The sequence below is a fragment of the Kutzneria sp. NPDC052558 genome, assembly GCF_044547355.1.
GTDB lineage: Bacteria > Actinomycetota > Actinomycetes > Mycobacteriales > Pseudonocardiaceae > Kutzneria.
In genome coordinates this window covers 338,907-353,421 of sequence record NZ_JBIUAG010000008.1, presented here as the reverse complement: position 1 = coordinate 353,421, position 14,515 = coordinate 338,907, and the positions used below count along the sequence as shown (strand labels likewise).

The 14,515-nt window shown below is 70.9% G+C and carries 16 protein-coding genes; 7 read left to right on the top strand and 9 right to left on the bottom strand.

The window, feature by feature from the left end:
* The first annotated feature begins 75 nt into the window (after positions 1-75).
* Genes ACIG5F_RS17755 through ACIG5F_RS17730 form a run of 6 tightly spaced genes read left to right on the top strand, consistent with a single transcriptional unit; the run spans position 76 to position 4,743 of the window.
* Positions 76-1,086 carry a substrate-binding domain-containing protein gene (locus ACIG5F_RS17755; protein WP_396518771.1) on the top strand — a complete coding sequence of 337 codons (1,011 nt, stop codon included), beginning with the start codon at positions 76-78 and terminating at the stop codon, positions 1,084-1,086.
* Between the two features lies 1 nt (position 1,087).
* Positions 1,088-2,068 (top strand): ABC transporter permease, encoded by a 981-nt coding sequence (locus ACIG5F_RS17750; RefSeq protein WP_396518770.1) that lies wholly within the window; start codon positions 1,088-1,090, stop codon positions 2,066-2,068.
* A complete protein-coding gene (locus ACIG5F_RS17745; protein ID WP_396518769.1) occupies positions 2,065-2,895 on the top strand; it encodes an ATP-binding cassette domain-containing protein in 831 nt (276 codons plus the stop codon). Before ACIG5F_RS17750 ends, ACIG5F_RS17745 begins: the two co-directional genes overlap by 4 nt.
* 5 nt (positions 2,896-2,900) lie before the next feature.
* On the top strand, positions 2,901-3,737 hold the full coding sequence (locus tag ACIG5F_RS17740; RefSeq protein WP_396518819.1) for a PfkB family carbohydrate kinase: 837 nt from the start codon (positions 2,901-2,903) through the stop codon (positions 3,735-3,737).
* Positions 3,731-4,357, top strand: a complete 627-nt coding sequence (locus ACIG5F_RS17735; protein ID WP_396518818.1) for a nucleoside/nucleotide kinase family protein — start codon at positions 3,731-3,733, stop codon at positions 4,355-4,357. The genes ACIG5F_RS17740 and ACIG5F_RS17735 overlap by 7 nt, the downstream gene beginning before the upstream one ends.
* Positions 4,354-4,743, top strand: a complete 390-nt coding sequence (locus tag ACIG5F_RS17730; protein ID WP_396518768.1) for a CoA-binding protein — start codon at positions 4,354-4,356, stop codon at positions 4,741-4,743. The genes ACIG5F_RS17735 and ACIG5F_RS17730 overlap by 4 nt, the downstream gene beginning before the upstream one ends.
* On the opposite strand, the gene ACIG5F_RS17725 is transcribed toward ACIG5F_RS17730, so the two are convergent.
* The 5 genes from ACIG5F_RS17725 to ACIG5F_RS17705 form a co-directional block, all read right to left on the bottom strand.
* Positions 4,726-5,070, bottom strand: a complete 345-nt coding sequence (locus ACIG5F_RS17725) for a hypothetical protein (RefSeq protein WP_396518767.1) — start codon at positions 5,068-5,070, stop codon at positions 4,726-4,728. The two genes, ACIG5F_RS17730 and ACIG5F_RS17725, sit on opposite strands and share 18 nt — an antisense overlap.
* A 32-nt stretch (positions 5,071-5,102) precedes the next feature.
* Positions 5,103-5,516 (bottom strand): MarR family winged helix-turn-helix transcriptional regulator, encoded by a 414-nt coding sequence (locus ACIG5F_RS17720; protein ID WP_396518766.1) that lies wholly within the window; start codon positions 5,514-5,516, stop codon positions 5,103-5,105.
* Between the two features lie 9 nt (positions 5,517-5,525).
* The gene (locus tag ACIG5F_RS17715) at positions 5,526-6,188 is read right to left on the bottom strand and encodes a DedA family protein (RefSeq protein ID WP_396518765.1); all 663 of its coding nucleotides are present in this window, start codon (positions 6,186-6,188) and stop codon (positions 5,526-5,528) included.
* Positions 6,189-6,264: 76 nt separating this feature from the next.
* The gene (locus ACIG5F_RS17710) at positions 6,265-8,850 is read right to left on the bottom strand and encodes an MFS transporter (protein WP_396518764.1); all 2,586 of its coding nucleotides are present in this window, start codon (positions 8,848-8,850) and stop codon (positions 6,265-6,267) included.
* Positions 8,847-9,344, bottom strand: a complete 498-nt coding sequence (locus ACIG5F_RS17705; RefSeq protein WP_396518763.1) for a MarR family winged helix-turn-helix transcriptional regulator — start codon at positions 9,342-9,344, stop codon at positions 8,847-8,849. Before ACIG5F_RS17705 ends, ACIG5F_RS17710 begins: the two co-directional genes overlap by 4 nt.
* Before the next feature lie 135 nt (positions 9,345-9,479).
* Here ACIG5F_RS17705 and ACIG5F_RS17700 point away from each other — a divergent pair, with 135 nt between their 5' ends.
* Positions 9,480-10,862, top strand: a complete 1,383-nt coding sequence (locus ACIG5F_RS17700; protein ID WP_396518762.1) for an FAD-binding oxidoreductase — start codon at positions 9,480-9,482, stop codon at positions 10,860-10,862.
* On the opposite strand, the gene ACIG5F_RS17695 is transcribed toward ACIG5F_RS17700, so the two are convergent.
* The 4 genes from ACIG5F_RS17695 to ACIG5F_RS17680 form a co-directional block, all read right to left on the bottom strand.
* Entirely contained in the window at positions 10,852-11,463 is a 612-nt protein-coding gene (locus tag ACIG5F_RS17695) for a TetR/AcrR family transcriptional regulator (RefSeq protein ID WP_396518761.1), read from the bottom strand. The genes ACIG5F_RS17700 and ACIG5F_RS17695 overlap by 11 nt on opposite strands.
* Complete coding sequence (locus ACIG5F_RS17690; RefSeq protein ID WP_396518760.1) at positions 11,436-12,812, bottom strand: FAD-dependent monooxygenase; 1,377 nt, start codon at positions 12,810-12,812, stop codon at positions 11,436-11,438. The genes ACIG5F_RS17695 and ACIG5F_RS17690 overlap by 28 nt, the downstream gene beginning before the upstream one ends.
* A 207-nt stretch (positions 12,813-13,019) precedes the next feature.
* Complete coding sequence (locus tag ACIG5F_RS17685) at positions 13,020-13,778, bottom strand: DedA family protein (protein ID WP_396518759.1); 759 nt, start codon at positions 13,776-13,778, stop codon at positions 13,020-13,022.
* A gap of 37 nt (positions 13,779-13,815) precedes the next feature.
* Positions 13,816-14,508 (bottom strand): hypothetical protein, encoded by a 693-nt coding sequence (locus ACIG5F_RS17680; RefSeq protein WP_396518758.1) that lies wholly within the window; start codon positions 14,506-14,508, stop codon positions 13,816-13,818.
* Between the last annotated feature and the right edge of the window lie 7 nt (positions 14,509-14,515).

The window sequence follows — 14,515 nt, the reverse complement described above, 5'->3', positions numbered from 1 at the left end:
CAAACGCTTGCCGTGGACCTTACCCGCAATTAGCTTCGCCGCAACCAGCACCGTCGCTGATCAGGAGGGGCCGCCATGAAGAAGGGCCTGACGATGGGGGCGCTCGCCGCCATCCTGGCCGTCACCGCCACGGGCTGCACGACGCAACGCTACTGGGGTGGCTCCACCGCGGTCGGCAACAACACGCAGGCGAAGATCGGACTGGTCACCAAGACCGACACCAATCCGTACTTCGTGTCGCTGCGGCAGTCGGCGCAGGCCGAGGCGAACAAGCTGGGGGCCCAGTTCACGGCCCTGGCCGGCAAGTTCGACGGCGACAACGACGGCCAGGTCACGGCCATCGAGAACCTGGTCCAACGGGGCGTGAACACCATCCTGATCACGCCCAACAGCGCCACCGGGGTGCTCAGCGCGATCAAGCAGGCCCGGGACAAGGGCATCATGGTGATCGCTCTGGACACCGAGACCGACCCGGCCAGCGCGGTGGACGCCACGTACGCGACGGACAACACCGCCGCCGGCCGCCAGGAGGGCCAGTACGTCAAGGCGGTCCTCGGCGACAAGCCGCCGCAGCTGCTGATGCTGGACGGCACACCCGGGTCCACGGTGGACACGCAGCGGCACACCGGTTTCCTGCAAGGCTTCGGTCTCAAGGACGGGGATCCGGCGATCATCGGCCACCAGTCGGTGAACGGCGACCAGAGCCAGGCCCAGCAGGGCATGGAGAACCTGTTGCAGCGCGCGACCACGGTGAACGCCGTCTACACCCTCAACGAGCCGACGGCCCGCGGCGCCTACGCGGCATTGCAGGCCCGCGGGCTGACCGGCCAGGTGGTGATGGGCTCCATCGACGGCGGCTGCCAGGGCGTGCAGGACGTCAAGGACGGCAAGTACGGCGCGACCGTCATGCAGTTCCCGGCCAAGATGGCCGCCCTGGGCGTGGACGCGGCGGTCGACTACGCCAAGTCCGGCAAGAAGCCCAGCGGCTTCCAGAACACCGGCTCCATGGTCATCACCGACAAGCCGGTGCCCGGCATCCCGTCCCAGGACACGACCTGGGGCCTGCAGAACTGTTGGGGGAAGTGAGATGGCCACCACCGCGAACGGAACCCGGGCCAGCTTCGGCGAGTACGTGCTGCGCACGCCCGCGGTCGGCCCGACCATCGCACTGGTCGTGGCGGTCGTCGTGTTCTCCTTGTCCACCAGCACTTTCCTCGAGCTCGACAACCTCTCGCTTGTGGTCGAGCAGTCGCTGGTGGTCGGCACGATGGCGCTGGGCCAGACGCTGATCATCCTCACCGCCGGCATCGACCTGGCCAACGCGGCCAACACCGTGCTGGCCACGCTGCTGATGGCCAAGCTGGTGGTCGGCGGCGCGCCGGCCTGGCTGGCGCTGGTCGTCGGTGTCGCCGCGGCCACCCTGATCGGCGCGCTGACCGGCGTGCTGGTCATCAACGTCAAGCTGCCGCCGTTCATCGTCACGCTGGGCCTGCTGACGATCCTCACCGCGGTCAGCCGGATCTACACCGGCGAGAGCGTGCCGGTCAGCGACGGCCTGCTGTCCTGGCTGGGCACGCGGCGCTACCTGTTCGGCGGCATCGAGGTCACCTACGGCATGACGGTGGCGCTCGTGATGTTCCTGCTCGTCTGGTACGCCCTGAACAAAACGGCCTGGGGCCGGCACGTCTACGCGGTCGGCAACGAGCCGGAGGCGGCCCGGCTGTCCGGCATCAACGTGCAGCGCACGGTCATCGGCGTCTACATCATCGCCGGCCTGATCTACGGCATCGCCGCCTGGCAGGCGCTGGGCCGGGTGCCCAACGCGGACCCGAACGCCTACCAGACGGCCAACCTGGACTCGATCACCGCGGTCGTCATCGGCGGCACGAGTCTGTTCGGCGGCCGGGGAAGTGTGCTCGGCACGCTCGTCGGCGCGCTGATCGTCACCGTGCTGCGCAGCGGCTTGACCCAGGCCGGCATCGACGACCTGTACCAGAACGTGGCGACCGGCATCCTGGTCATCGCCGCCGTCGCGCTCGACCGGTTCACGCGAGGGAGGCAGCGATGACCGACCCGATCCTGCAAGCCCGGGGCCTGGTCAAGCGGTACGGCCGGGTCACGGCGATCGACGGTGCGGACTTCGACCTGCTGCCGGGCGAGGTGCTGGCGGTGGTCGGCGACAACGGCGCCGGCAAGTCCAGTCTGATCAAGGCGTTGTCCGGCGCGTTGGCGCCGGATGCCGGTGAGATCAGGGTGGACGGCGAGGTGGTGCACTTCCGCGGGCCGCTGGACGCCCGCCGGTCCGGCATCGAGACCGTCTACCAGGACCTGGCCCTCGCGCCGGCGCTGGACATCGCCACCAACCTGTTCATGGGCCGCGAGCGCCGGCTCGGCGGCTGGCGCGGGCAGTTCCTGCGCACGTTGGACGCGAAGACCATGCGGGCGCAGGCGCAGCAGGTGCTCGACGAGCTGGGCATCAACATCAAGTCGATCACGCAGCTGGTCGAGACCCTGTCCGGCGGCCAGCGCCAGGCCGTCGCGGTGGCCAGGGCGGCGGCCTTCGGCACCAAGGTCGTGATCATGGACGAGCCGACGGCCGCGCTCGGCGTTGCCGAGTCGGCCAAGGTGCTGGAGCTGATCGGGCGGATCCGCGACCGCGGCCTGCCGGTGGTGCTGATCAGCCACAACATGCCGCACGTGTTCGAGATCGCCGACCGGGTCCACGTGCACCGGCTGGGCAAGCGGGTGGCGCTGGTGAAGCCGGGCGAGAGCTCGATGAACGAGGTGGTGGGACTGCTCACCGGCGCGCTGCGGATGGGCGATGATGGTGTGGTGGAAGAAGTGCGCAACGCGGTCACGACCGGACTCGGCAGCCATCGGAAGTCCGCGGAGTGACCAGGATTCTGCTCGCTGGACTGTGCACAGTGGACGTTGTGCAGCGGGTCGGCGACATCCCGGCCGCCGGTGAGAAGGTGCAGTCGGAGACGGTGGCGTTGGCCGCGGGCGGACCCGCGGCCAACGCCGCTGTGGCGGTGGCCGCGCTCGGCGGCATCCCGACCCTCTTGACCGCGCTCGGCGCTCATCCGCTGGCGCTGCTTGCCCTGCGGGACTTGGATGATCACGGTGTGACCGTGGTGGATCTGTTGCCGGCCAAGCAGGATCCGCCGACGGTCAGCGCCGTGACGGTGCGGGACCGCGACGGCGAGCGGACCGTGGTGTCGCACAATGCCGCCGGCACAACGATTCTGCCGCCGGTGGAGATCCTGGAGACTGACGCCGTGCTGGTCGACGGGCACCATCCGGCGCTGGCGCTGCGGGTGGCGAAGGCGACCGCCCCGGTGGTGCTGGACGCCGGCAGCCTCAAGGACGTGCACGAGGAACTGCTGCCGCTGGTGGATGTCTGCGCCTGCTCGGCCACGTATCCGCTCAGCACCAAGGAAGTGCACGACCGCGGCGTGCCGGTGGTGATCCGCACCCACGGCCCCGGCGCGGTCGAGTGGTCGTGCGAGGGCCGCGGCGGCGTCGTCGAGGCGCAGCCGGTGGCCGCCCGGGACACCTCGGGCGCCGGCGACGTCTGGCACGGGGCGCTGACCTTCGGCATCGGGCGGCTGGGCCGCGTGCCGACCGCCGACGAGCTGCCAGGGCTGATCGACCTGGCCAACCGGGTCGCGTCCGTCAAGGTCCGGCACGTCGGCCCGCGGGGCTGGGTCGACGAGGTGCGAGGGGGAACCTGGTGAAGTTCGACGACCTGGTGGCCCGGGCCGAACGGCTGGCGGCCACCGGCCGGCGGTCGCTGCTGGGCATCTGCGGCGCGCCCGGGGCCGGCAAGTCCACCCTGGCCGCGCGGGTCGTCGAGGCGCTGGGCGACCGGGCCGTGCTGGTCGGCATGGACGGGTTCCACTACGCGCAGCGGGAGCTCGACCGGCTGGGCCGGGCCGAGCGCAAGGGCGCGCCCGACACCTTCGACGCCGCCGGCTACGTCGACCTGCTCGACCGCCTGCGCCGGCGCGGCCCCGACACCGTCTACGCCCCCGAGTTCCGGCGCGAGATCGAGGAGCCCATCGCCTGCGCCGTGCCCGTGTTCCCGGAGACGCCGCTCGTGGTCACCGAGGGCAACTACCTCCTGCTGGCCGACCGTCCGTGGGACCGGGTCCGGCCGCTGCTGGACGAGGTGTGGTTCCTCGCCCCGGCCGAGTCGGTCCGCATTGCCCGTCTGGTCGCCCGCCACGAGGCGTTCGGCCGCTCGGCCGAGCAGGCCCGCGGCCGCGCGTTAGGCTCGGATCAGGCCAACGCGGTGCGGGTCGACGCCACTTCGGGGCGGGCCGACCTGATCATCGCTGAGGAGGAGCTGACGTGATCAGGGAACTGCTGACCTCGGCCAGGACGATCGCCGTCGTCGGGCTGTCGACCCAGCCGTGGAAGGCCGCGCACTCGGTGCCGGCCTCGCTCAAGGCCGCCGGCTACCGGGTCATCCCGGTGCACCCGAGCGCCGACGAGATCCTCGGCGAGAAGGCCTACCGCAGCCTGCTCGACGTCCCCGACAAGATCGACATCGTGGACGTCTTCCGCCCCGCCGACGAGGCGCCGGGCATCGCCGAGCAGGCCGTCCAGGTCAAGGCCGGGGCCCTGTGGCTGCAACTGGGCATCGTCAGCCAGCGGGCCCGCGAGATCGCCGAGGCCGCCGGCCTGACCTACGTCGAGGACCGCTGCATCGCCGTCGAACGCTCAATGCTGGGCGTGTAGCCGATCGGTCGGCACCGGCAGCGTGAACAGCGCGCCGATGTCGGCCCGGTGGTCCACGCTCTTCACCCGGACCTGGTCCGGGTCGGCCTCCACCACCTGCACCGCGATCGGCTCCGCCCGGTCCGGCAACGTCAGCAGCCACCGCTCGGCCAGGTAACTCAGGCCCACCGCCTCCAGCCGCGCCACGGCCTCGTCCTCATCGGCCGCCTCGCCGAGCGGATGCCCGAACACCGTCACCGGCTCGAAGCGATCGCCGACCGGCCGCAGGTAGCCGAGCAGCTCGCCGTCCTCGTCACGGTGATGCGGAAGCCAGTGCTGTGGGATCACCCTCGCAGTGTCGCCGGGGCGTCGAGCGGATTTCAGCCGGCGAGGGCCTTGCCGAGGATGCGGACCAGCTCCTGCTGGTCTTGCGCGCTGAGGGTGGAGACGGGCGAGGCGTGGGTGAAGGCCTTGATCACGTCCTCGCGGGCGGTGCGGCCGGTGGGAGTGAGGGCCAGGACGCGGTAGCGGCGGTTGCGGGGGTCCTCGGTGCGGGTGACGTAGTCCAGCTTGACCAGGCGGTCGGAGATGAAGGTGAGGCTGGAGGCGGCGCAGCGCAGGCGTTGGGCCATGACGCCCATGGTGGGCGGGGGCTCGGCGGGGTCGATGGCCCACAGGGCATAGGCGGTGGCGAGGGTGAGCCCGAGCCGGTCGAGGTCGGCCTCGGCGCCGTGGGTGGTCTCCATCATCGTTGCCCACACGGCCTCGAGCGCGGTCGACGGCGGGTTGTGCATGCCCCGATGCTACGAGACGGGCTTGGCCTCGACGGGCTCTTCCTCGGCCGGCTGGCGGCTGTCCTGGCGGTACTGGATGACGCCGACGACGGTGGTGGTGAGCACGACGCCGACGGCGACGGCGAGGGCGGCGGTCTTGAGCCACGGGACCTGGTCGAGCAGGCCGGTGCCGAAGTAGCCGACGGTCATGAACACGCCGACCCAGGCCGCGGTGCTGGCGCAGGAGGCGAGGAAGAACTTGAGCGGGTTCATCCGCGCGGCGCCGGCGATGGTGGGCACGACGGTCCGCACCCACGGCACCATGCGGGCCAGGGTGACGGCCCAGAAGCCCCAGCCGTCGAGCAGCCGCTGGGCCCGGTCGAGATTGCGCCGGTTGAGGATCTTGCCGTCCCGGCGGGCCACGAACTTGTGGCCGGTCTTGCGGGCGAACAGGTAGCCGCACTGCCCGCCGCCGACGCCGGCGGCCCAGGCCAGGCCGGCGAACAGCCACGCCTGGCCCCAGTGGTGCTGCTGGGCGAAGAAGATGCCGGCGGTGAACAGCAGGGAGTCGCCGGGGAAGAGTAGGCCGATCAGGAAGCCGCACTCGACGAAAATGCACACGAGGGCGATCACCGTCAGCACTACGGGGCCGACGGCGTCCAGGGAACCGAAGGCCATCTCGTGCGTGGGCACGCCCGACACCCTATGTCGTCACCACGGCGGCTGTCCCCGAACCGGGTGAAGGGGACAGCCGCCGTGGCGGTGAGCACTACTCCGGGAAACCGAGCTCCACGTCGTGGACGGCCTCCTGACCTGCGACGACGCGCAGCGCGGCGGCCACCGGCGGGTATCCGCTGGCGATCACCGTGTAATCCCCTTCGGACAGATCTCCGAAGTTGTACTGCCCGTCCGTACCCGTGGTGGTGACCGCGACGACCTGCCCGTCCGGCGCGACCAGGGTCACGCGGGCGTCGGCCAGCGGCAGCCCGTCGACGCCCCGGGCCACGCCCTCCAGGCTCGCGCCGCCGGACAGTTCGACGTCCTGCCGGGTGGTGCCGGTGTCGCCGATGCTCACCGGCAGCGCGGTCGGCCGGTGCGCGGCGGCGCTGACGACCAGGGTGTAGTCGCCGCCGACGAGCTCGCGGAACTGGTAGGACCCGCCGGCGTCGGTGGACCGCGAGCCCACGACCTCGCCCCGGGTGTCGGCCAGCGTGACGGTGGCCTCGACCACCGGGGCGCCGCCGAGCGCGGTGACCACGCCGACCAGGCCGCCGGTGCCGGCCAGCACCACGTCGTAGTGCACGGGGGACCCGTTGACCACGACGGTGGAGGCCTGCGGCTGGTGCGAGCCGGCCGAGGCGATCAGCACGTACGTGCCGTTGGCCGGCGCGGCCAGGTCGTAGCCGCCGTCCTGCCCGCTGACGGTCCGTCCCACCTGCTTGCCGTTCAGGTCGATCACAGTGAGCGCGGCGGCGTCCACCGGGCTGCCGTCGGGCCGCCGCACGAAGCCGCGGACCGGGGTGCCGACCAGGAGCGTGCCTTCCAGGTGCGCGTGTCCGTTGCCGTTGCCGTTGCCGTTGAGGGCGTGGCGGCCGTTGGTGTCGAACGGTTCGGTGGCCGCGGCCACCGCCGCCGGCACCGGCTCGTCCTGCGGGGCGGTCAGCAGCACGCCGTCCTCGGCCGCCTGGGCCTGGATGCCGGACTGCGTGCGCAGCGGCACCTCCTTGGTGAACAGCGTCAGGATGAAGGCCACGGCGGCGACGATGGCCGCGCCGAAGAACACGATGTGCATCGCGTTCGTGAAGCCCTCCTGGAACGGCTGGGCCAGGATCGCCGGGTTGAGCTGCTGGATGAACGACGAGTCCTGCAGCGCCCCGCCGGCGTTGCCGCCCTTGAGCGCGGCGAACAGCGGCGCGTTGGCCGGGTTCTGCACCACCGACGGGGTCTGGATGGCGGTCTGGAACGCCTGCGTCGGCACGATCGCCCGGAACGCGTCGGCGATCTTGTCACCGACCGTGCTGAACAGCAGCGACAGGAAGACCGCGGTGCCGACGGTGCCGCCCATCGACCGGAAGAAGGTCGCCGAGGAGGTGGCCACGCCCATGTCCCGCGGCGGCACCGCGTTCTGGGTGGCCAGGGTCAGCGTCTGCATGCACAGGCCCAGGCCGATGCCGAAGATCGCCATGTAGATGTCGACCTCGACCAGGCTGGTGTCCCAGTGCAGTTGGGTGGCGAACAGCACGGCCCCGGCCACCAGCAGCACGGTGCCCACGATCGGGAACACCTTGTACCGGCCGGTGCGCGAGGTGATGATGCCGGAGCCGAGCGAGGCGATCATCATCGACAGCACGAACGGCAGCATCAGCAGGCCGGACTGGGTCGGGGTGTTGCCCTTCACGATCTGGAGGTACTGCGGAATCATCGCGATCCCGCCGAACATCGCCACGCCGACCAGCACGCCGGTGACCGAGGTCAGACTGAACACCGAGCTGCGGAACAGCCGCAGCGGGATCAGGGCGTCGTCCTTGGCGTAGTGCTCGGCGACCACGAAGGCGATCAGGCCCAGCGCGCCGACGATGTAGCAGATCCAGGCGTTCTGCGAGGTCCAGCCCCAGTCGCGGCCCTGCTCGGCCACGATCAGCAGCGGCACCAGGCCGATGGAGATGAACGCCGAGCCCAGCCAGTCGATGCGCTGCTTGACCTTGCTGGCCTTGCGCGGCAGGTTCAGCACGATGGCCACGACCGCGAAGGCGGCGATGCCGATCGGCACGTTCACCAGGAAGACCCAGCGCCAGCCGTCGATGCCCAGGATGCTGGACTGGCCGGCCAGGGCGCCGCCGATGACCGGGCCGAGCACGCTCGATGTGCCGAACACGGCCAGGAACATGCCCTGGTAGCGGGCCCGCTCGCGGGGCGGCACGATGTCGCCGATGATGGCCAGGGCCAACGACATCAGGCCGCCGGCGCCGATGCCCTGGAACGCGCGGAACGCGGCCAGCTCGTACATCGAGGTGGCGAAGGTGCAGGCCAGCGAGCCGGCCACGAAGATCAGGATCGCGGCCAGGTAGAACGGCTTGCGGCCGTACATGTCGGAGAGCTTGCCGTACAGCGGCGTGGCGATGGTCGAGGTGATCAGGTAGGCGGTGGTCGCCCAGGCCTGCTCGTCCAGGCCGTGCAGCTGGTCGGCGATGGTGCGGATGGCGGTGGAGACGATGGTCTGGTCCAGCGCCGCCAGGAACATGCCCAGCATCAGGCCGGACAGGATGGTGAGGATCTGACGGTGGGTGAACGTCCCCGGGACGTGCTCCGCCTTGCTGGTGGTGGACGCCGCCACCGGAGCGGCCGTGCTTGTCATCGTGTTGCCTTTCGCTGCTCGGCGATCGCGGTGGCCAACTGCGGTCGGTAGTTCTCGATATCGGTGTTGAGCTCGTCGAACAGCTGCACGAGCTGGTGACGGCGCTCCATCGACCAGGCGTTCAGCATGCGGTCGATGTGGTGGTTGCGCTGGGCGCGCAGGTCGTCGAAGAGCTGGGCGCCGGCGTCGGTCGCGGCCAGCAGGCAGGCGCGGCCGTCGAGCGGGTCGGCCCGGCGTTCGACGAGGCCGGCGCGCACCAGCTGGGCGATCTGGCGGCTGACCGTGGACGGGTCGGAGTGCACCGCGTCGGCCAACGCGCTGGTCCGCTGCGGTCCGCCCATCACCAGGTGGGCCATGAGCATGTAGCCGGCCTTCTCGACGCCGTGCGGCTTGTCGGTGAAGTGCTGGTGGGACCGTTCCAACAGCCGAAAGAAGCGGACCAGCTGGAGCCCCAGCTGGTCGGCGTTGTCCAGCCGGTCCTGGGTCGTCTCCATGTCCTACCTCCCTCGAAGATCGATGGTTGCTTCAACCAATCAGTTGGATAGTACAAGCATCTGTCCGGACAGAGTAGTGGGCAAGTCCCATGATTGTGAGACTCCACACTCGACCGGGTGACTACCGTGAGGCGCATGGACGCTGTCGTTCAGGCCCTGCGGGACGCGCTGGGATCCGACTCGGTGCGGATCGACCCGGACGTCACCGCCTCCTACAGCCGCGACATGATGCCGCTGGCCCCGTCCGGGCAGCCGCTGGCCGTGGCCTTCCCGGAGAACGCCGAGCAGGTGCAGGCCGTGGTCCGCATCTGCGGCGGGGCCGGCGTGCCGATCGTGCCGCGCGGGTCCGGCAGCGGCCTGTCCGGCGCGGCCAACGCCATCGACGGCTGCGTGCTGCTGGTGACCACCCGGATGAAGGCGATCCTGGAGATCGACCAGGACAATCGGCTGGCCGTGGTCGAACCGGGCGTGGTCAACCTGGACCTGCGCGACGCCGTGGAGAAGCACGGGCTGTTCTACCCGCCCGACCCGTCCAGCTACGACTGGTGCTCCATCGGCGGCAACCTGTCCACCAACGCCGGCGGCCTGTGCTGCGTGAAGTACGGCGTGACCACGGATTCGGTGCTGGGCCTTGAAGTCGTGCTGGCCGACGGCTCGCTGCTCAAGACCGGCCGCCGCACGGTCAAGGGCGTGGCCGGCTACGACCTGACCAAGCTGTTCATCGGCAGCGAGGGCACGCTGGGCGTGATCACCAAGGCCGTGCTGGCGCTGCGGCCGCTGCCCCAGGCCCCGGCCACCCTGATGGCGGCGTTCAGCACCACCGAGGCGGCCGGCGTGGCCGTGACCAACATCGTGCGCGCGGGGCTCGTGCCCTCCCTGATGGAGATCATGGACGCCGTCTCGATCAAGGCCGCCGAGCAGTACCTGCGCACCGAGGTCGGCCCGCCCGGCTGCGAGGCGCTGCTGCTGTGCCAGTCCGACGCCGGCGGCGAGGTCGCCCGGCTGGAGTTGGAGAAGGTGGAGCTGGCCTGCCAGGCCGCCGGCGCCGACCTGACCTACGTGACGACCGATCTGGCCGAGGGCAAGATGCTGCTGGCCGCGCGGCGGGCCGTGCTGACCGCGCTGGAGATCTACGGCACCTGGCTCACCGACGACCTGTGCGTGCCGCGGACCGTGATCGCCGACCTGATCGCCGGCTGCCAGGCCATCGGCGAGCGCAACCGGGTCAAGATCGCCGTGGTCGGGCACGCCGGCGACGGCAACATGCACCCGACGCTGGTCTACGACCCGGCCGACGCCGAGGAGTTCGCCCGGGTGCGGGTGGCCTTCGACGAGATCCTGGCCCTGACCCTGGGTCTGGGCGGCACGGTGACCGGCGAGCACGGCGTCGGCCGGATCAAGCAGGAGTGGCTGGCCCGCGAGATCGGGCCGGTCGGGCTGGCCGTGCACCGGTCCATCAAGCGGGCGCTGGACCCCGGCAACCTGTTCAACCCCGGCTCGATGTTCGCTATGGACTAGCCCGGAACCCGATCTGGCGCAGCACCCGCGGCACGAACTCCTGCACGTCGTCGTGCCGGGGCGGCACCAGCAGCCGGTAGAACAGCGCGCCGATGATGATGTCCACCACCACCTCGGGATCGGAGTCCGCCGGCAGCAGGCCGTCCCGCACGGCCCGCTCGATCAGGCGGACCCCGCCCTCCCGGCGCCGCGCCCCGGACGCCGCCCAGAAGGCGTCGAACAGTTCGGGGTGGCTGAAGGTGGACCCCAGCAGCTGGGCCATCAGCGGGGCCAGCTTGCGGTCGGCCACGGAGTCGGCCATCGAGCCGAGCATCCGGGCCAGCACCTCCGGGTAGGGCAGGGTGTCGTACTCCTCGTCGGTCAGGTCCGGCGCGTTGCGGCCGTAGGCGATGGCCTGGGCCAGCAGCTCCTCCTTGGACGACCAGCGCCGGTAGACGGTCAGTCGGGCCACGCCGGCCCGCTTGGCGATCTGCTCGATGCTGGTGCCGTCGACCCCGCGCTCCGCGAACAGGTCCAGCGCCGCCCGCAGGATCGCCGCGTCGGCCTCGGGATCACGGGGCCGGCCGGCGGTCCTCAGCTCGTCAGGGTTGCGTGCAGCCACGCCCTCAGCCTGGCCGGTGACGGCCGTCCGTGCCAAGCCAGGTGCCCGTCGGGGCGCACCAACTTCAGCTCGGGGCCGGTCCGCACCAGCAGGTCTTCGCCCAGGAACTGGCGGGCCACCGCCACATGCGGGTCGTGGTCGGTCGGGACGGCCAGCACCCAGCGGCCGTCGGTCCAGTCGGGGGCGATCTCGGGGTCGCGGTCCCCGTGCGGGCCGAGCGGCCCGCGGCGGTAGCTGATCGCGAGCTGGCTCCACTGCCCGAACATCTTCCTTTCCACGAAGGGAAGTGCGAGCAGCGGCAGGATCACGGTGTCCCGCAGCAGACGCCGCCAGAAGCCGAGGCCGAGCGCGAAGGACGTGAGCGCGCTGGTGCCGCTCAGCACCTCCTCGGCGATCGGCCGCCGCTCCCGCTCGTAGGTGTCGAGCAGCCGCGCGCCGGCCCGGCCGTTGACCACCATCGCCAGTTTCCAGGCCAGGTTCTCGGCGTCGCCCATGCCGGTGTTCATGCCCTGGCCGCTGAACGGGCTGTGCACATGCGCCGCGTCGCCGGCCAGGAAAACCCGGCCCCGGCGGTAGGTCCCGGCCAGGCGGCGGTGGATGGTGAACGAGGAAGTCCAGTCGCAGGAACGGAAGTCGGCTCGAAGGCCGGTCCGGTCCGGCAGCATCGCCTTGAGCGCGGCCACCACGTCCACCGGGTCGGCGCCGGGAAGGTCGGCCTGCAACCGCCAGAGATCCTTGCCCGGCAACGGAAACGCGGCGAACATGCCGTCCCGGCCGAGCCAGGCCGTCACGCCTTCGCGGGGCAGCGGCCAGTCCAGGTGCACGTCGGCGAGCAGGAACCGTTCCGCCAGCGGCACTCCGGGGAAGTCGATGCCGACGAGCTTGCGGACCGTGCTGTGCGCGCCGTCGCAGCCCAGCAGCCAGTCGCCCTCGATCCGCTCCCCGGCCCGCACCGTCACGCCGTGCTCGTGCTGGGTGATGTCGGTGATCCTCGCGCCCCACTCCACCTTGCCACCCAGCGCGGACAGCCGGTCCCGCAACGACTTCTCCACCTCGGACTGGCCGATCAGCAGGCCGCGGCCCTTCCAGCGGTCCATGTGCAGGTGCATCACCACGCGACCGTCGACGATCGCCTTCACGAAGTCGATGTCCATGCCGCGGCCGGGCAGGTCGCCCATGGCGTTGACCCGGTTGAGCACCTCCGCGCCGCGCGGCTGCACCCCCAGCGCCCTCGACGTGGTCGCCGGCCCCTCGGCCGCGTCCAGCACCCGCACCGGCACGCCCCGCTGCATCAGCGCGCAGGCCGCCGTCAGCCCGGTCGGCCCCGCGCCCGCGATCAGCACCGTCATGACCCCTCCCCAGGGTTTGTAAACAGTACAGCACTGTTTACAAATTGGAGCAGAAGAAACCGCCCCTGTCGAGGGGCGGTTCCCGGGCCCACGTGAGTGGCTTACTTGCGTTTTTCGGGGCACGTGAGTGGCTCAGGTGGCTCTGGGGCGCACATGAGCCACTCACGTGACGGAACGGGCGGAGGGGTGTGGGGCGGTGGCGGGGCGCTAGCGGATGCGGTCGATGCGCTGGGTGGCGTCGATGTCCTCGCCGCGCACGTCGAACTGCTGGGTGGCCTCCATCGGCGTCTCGCCGGCGGCGGCCTCCTTGGCCAGGCGCTCGCGGCGGCCCTTGATCACCTCGAACACGATCGGGATGACCGACAGCACCGGGATGGCGATCAGGAAGATCTCCAGGTGGTCGTGCACCAGCGAGACCTGGCCCAGGAAGAAGCCGAGCAGCGGCACGACGACCGCCCACAGCACGCCGCCGACGGCCGAGTAGGTGAAGAACTTGCGCTGGTCCATCTTGCTGATGCCGGCGACGGCGGTGATGAACGTGCGCACGATGGGCACGAAGCGGGCCAGGATGATGGCCCGGGCGCCGTACTTCTCGAAGAACTCGTGCGTGTGCTCGATGTGCTTGCGCTTGAAGATCTTCGAGTCCGGGTTGCTGAACAGCTTGGGGCCGATGGCCGCGCCGATGTAGTACCCGGTCACGTTGCCGACGACCGCGCACACCGACAGGATCACGCAGGCCAGCCAGATCGGCATGTCCACCAGGCGCTGGGCGATCAGCAGCCCCAGCGTGAACAGCAGCGTGTCGCCCGGGATCAGGAAGCCGATCAGGATGCCGCAGTCGGCGAAGATCAGCAGGGCCACGCCCAGGAAGACGTACGGCCCCAGGCCCTGCAGGATGGTGTTGGCGTCGAGCCAACCCGGCAGGGCGACGGTGGTGGTCGTGCTCGCGAGGAACGCGGTGTTCACGGTTCCCCAAGGTACAGGTGCTAGCTGTGTGTTCGACTTAGAGCATGCTCAGCAGCCCGGCCACGGCCCCGCCGGCCAGGCCCAGCACCAACGCGAACAGCAGGATCAGCCAGCCCGGCACCTGCCCCCGCTCGGCCCGCATCCTGGTCGTCGGGACGGCGTTGGTGGCGACCACGTCCTGGTTCACCGGGCCGGTCGGCGGCTCGGGCAGCAGGTGGTCGAACTCGCCGACCGGCGGGCCGACGGTGCTGCCGACCTCGCTGCCGGAGATCAGCCCGAAGCCGGGGCCGCCGGCCGAGCCGTACAGGTTCTCCAGCGGCGAGAACCGCTCGGTCTCGTAGTGCTGCTGGGCGTTGTTGATGCGGAGCGTGACCACCTCGCCGGCGGCCGGGCCGGACGACAGCTCCCGCAGCACCATCTCCTCGGTGAACGGGCTGTCCCCGGTCCGCTGGGGCGGGGCCGGCGGCTGCGGGGCGGGCTCGGCCTTCGACTCCGCCGTCGTGTCGGCGGTCTCCGGCTCGTCGGCCGGATCGGCCTCGTCCGCGACGGCCTCGTCGGCGCTGGAGTCCGCGTCGGTGTCGGCCTCCTCCGACTCGGCGGGCTGCTCCTCGGCCTGCTCGGCGGCCTTGGTCAGCACGGCCGGCAGCGGCGGCATCGTCACCGGCGTGCTCACGGCCTGCGCCCGCAGCGCCTCGGCCAGCAGCCGTTCCGGATCGTCCGACTTGCTCACGGCGACC

Bases quoted from the DNA above. Each gene is read 5' to 3' on its own strand.
- ACIG5F_RS17755 (WP_396518771.1), top strand. From the start codon at position 76: ATGAAGAAGGGCCTGACGATGGGGGCGCTCGCCGCCATCCTGGCCGTC.
- ACIG5F_RS17700 (WP_396518762.1), top strand. From the start codon at position 9,480: ATGGACGCTGTCGTTCAGGCCCTGCGGGACGCGCTGGGATCCGACTCG.
- ACIG5F_RS17690 (WP_396518760.1), bottom strand. From the start codon at position 12,812: ATGACGGTGCTGATCGCGGGCGCGGGGCCGACCGGGCTGACGGCGGCC.
- ACIG5F_RS17720 (WP_396518766.1), bottom strand. From the start codon at position 5,516: ATGCACAACCCGCCGTCGACCGCGCTCGAGGCCGTGTGGGCAACGATG.
- ACIG5F_RS17750 (WP_396518770.1), top strand. From the start codon at position 1,088: ATGGCCACCACCGCGAACGGAACCCGGGCCAGCTTCGGCGAGTACGTG.
- ACIG5F_RS17745 (WP_396518769.1), top strand. From the start codon at position 2,065: ATGACCGACCCGATCCTGCAAGCCCGGGGCCTGGTCAAGCGGTACGGC.
- ACIG5F_RS17710 (WP_396518764.1), bottom strand. From the start codon at position 8,850: ATGACAAGCACGGCCGCTCCGGTGGCGGCGTCCACCACCAGCAAGGCG.
- ACIG5F_RS17705 (WP_396518763.1), bottom strand. From the start codon at position 9,344: ATGGAGACGACCCAGGACCGGCTGGACAACGCCGACCAGCTGGGGCTC.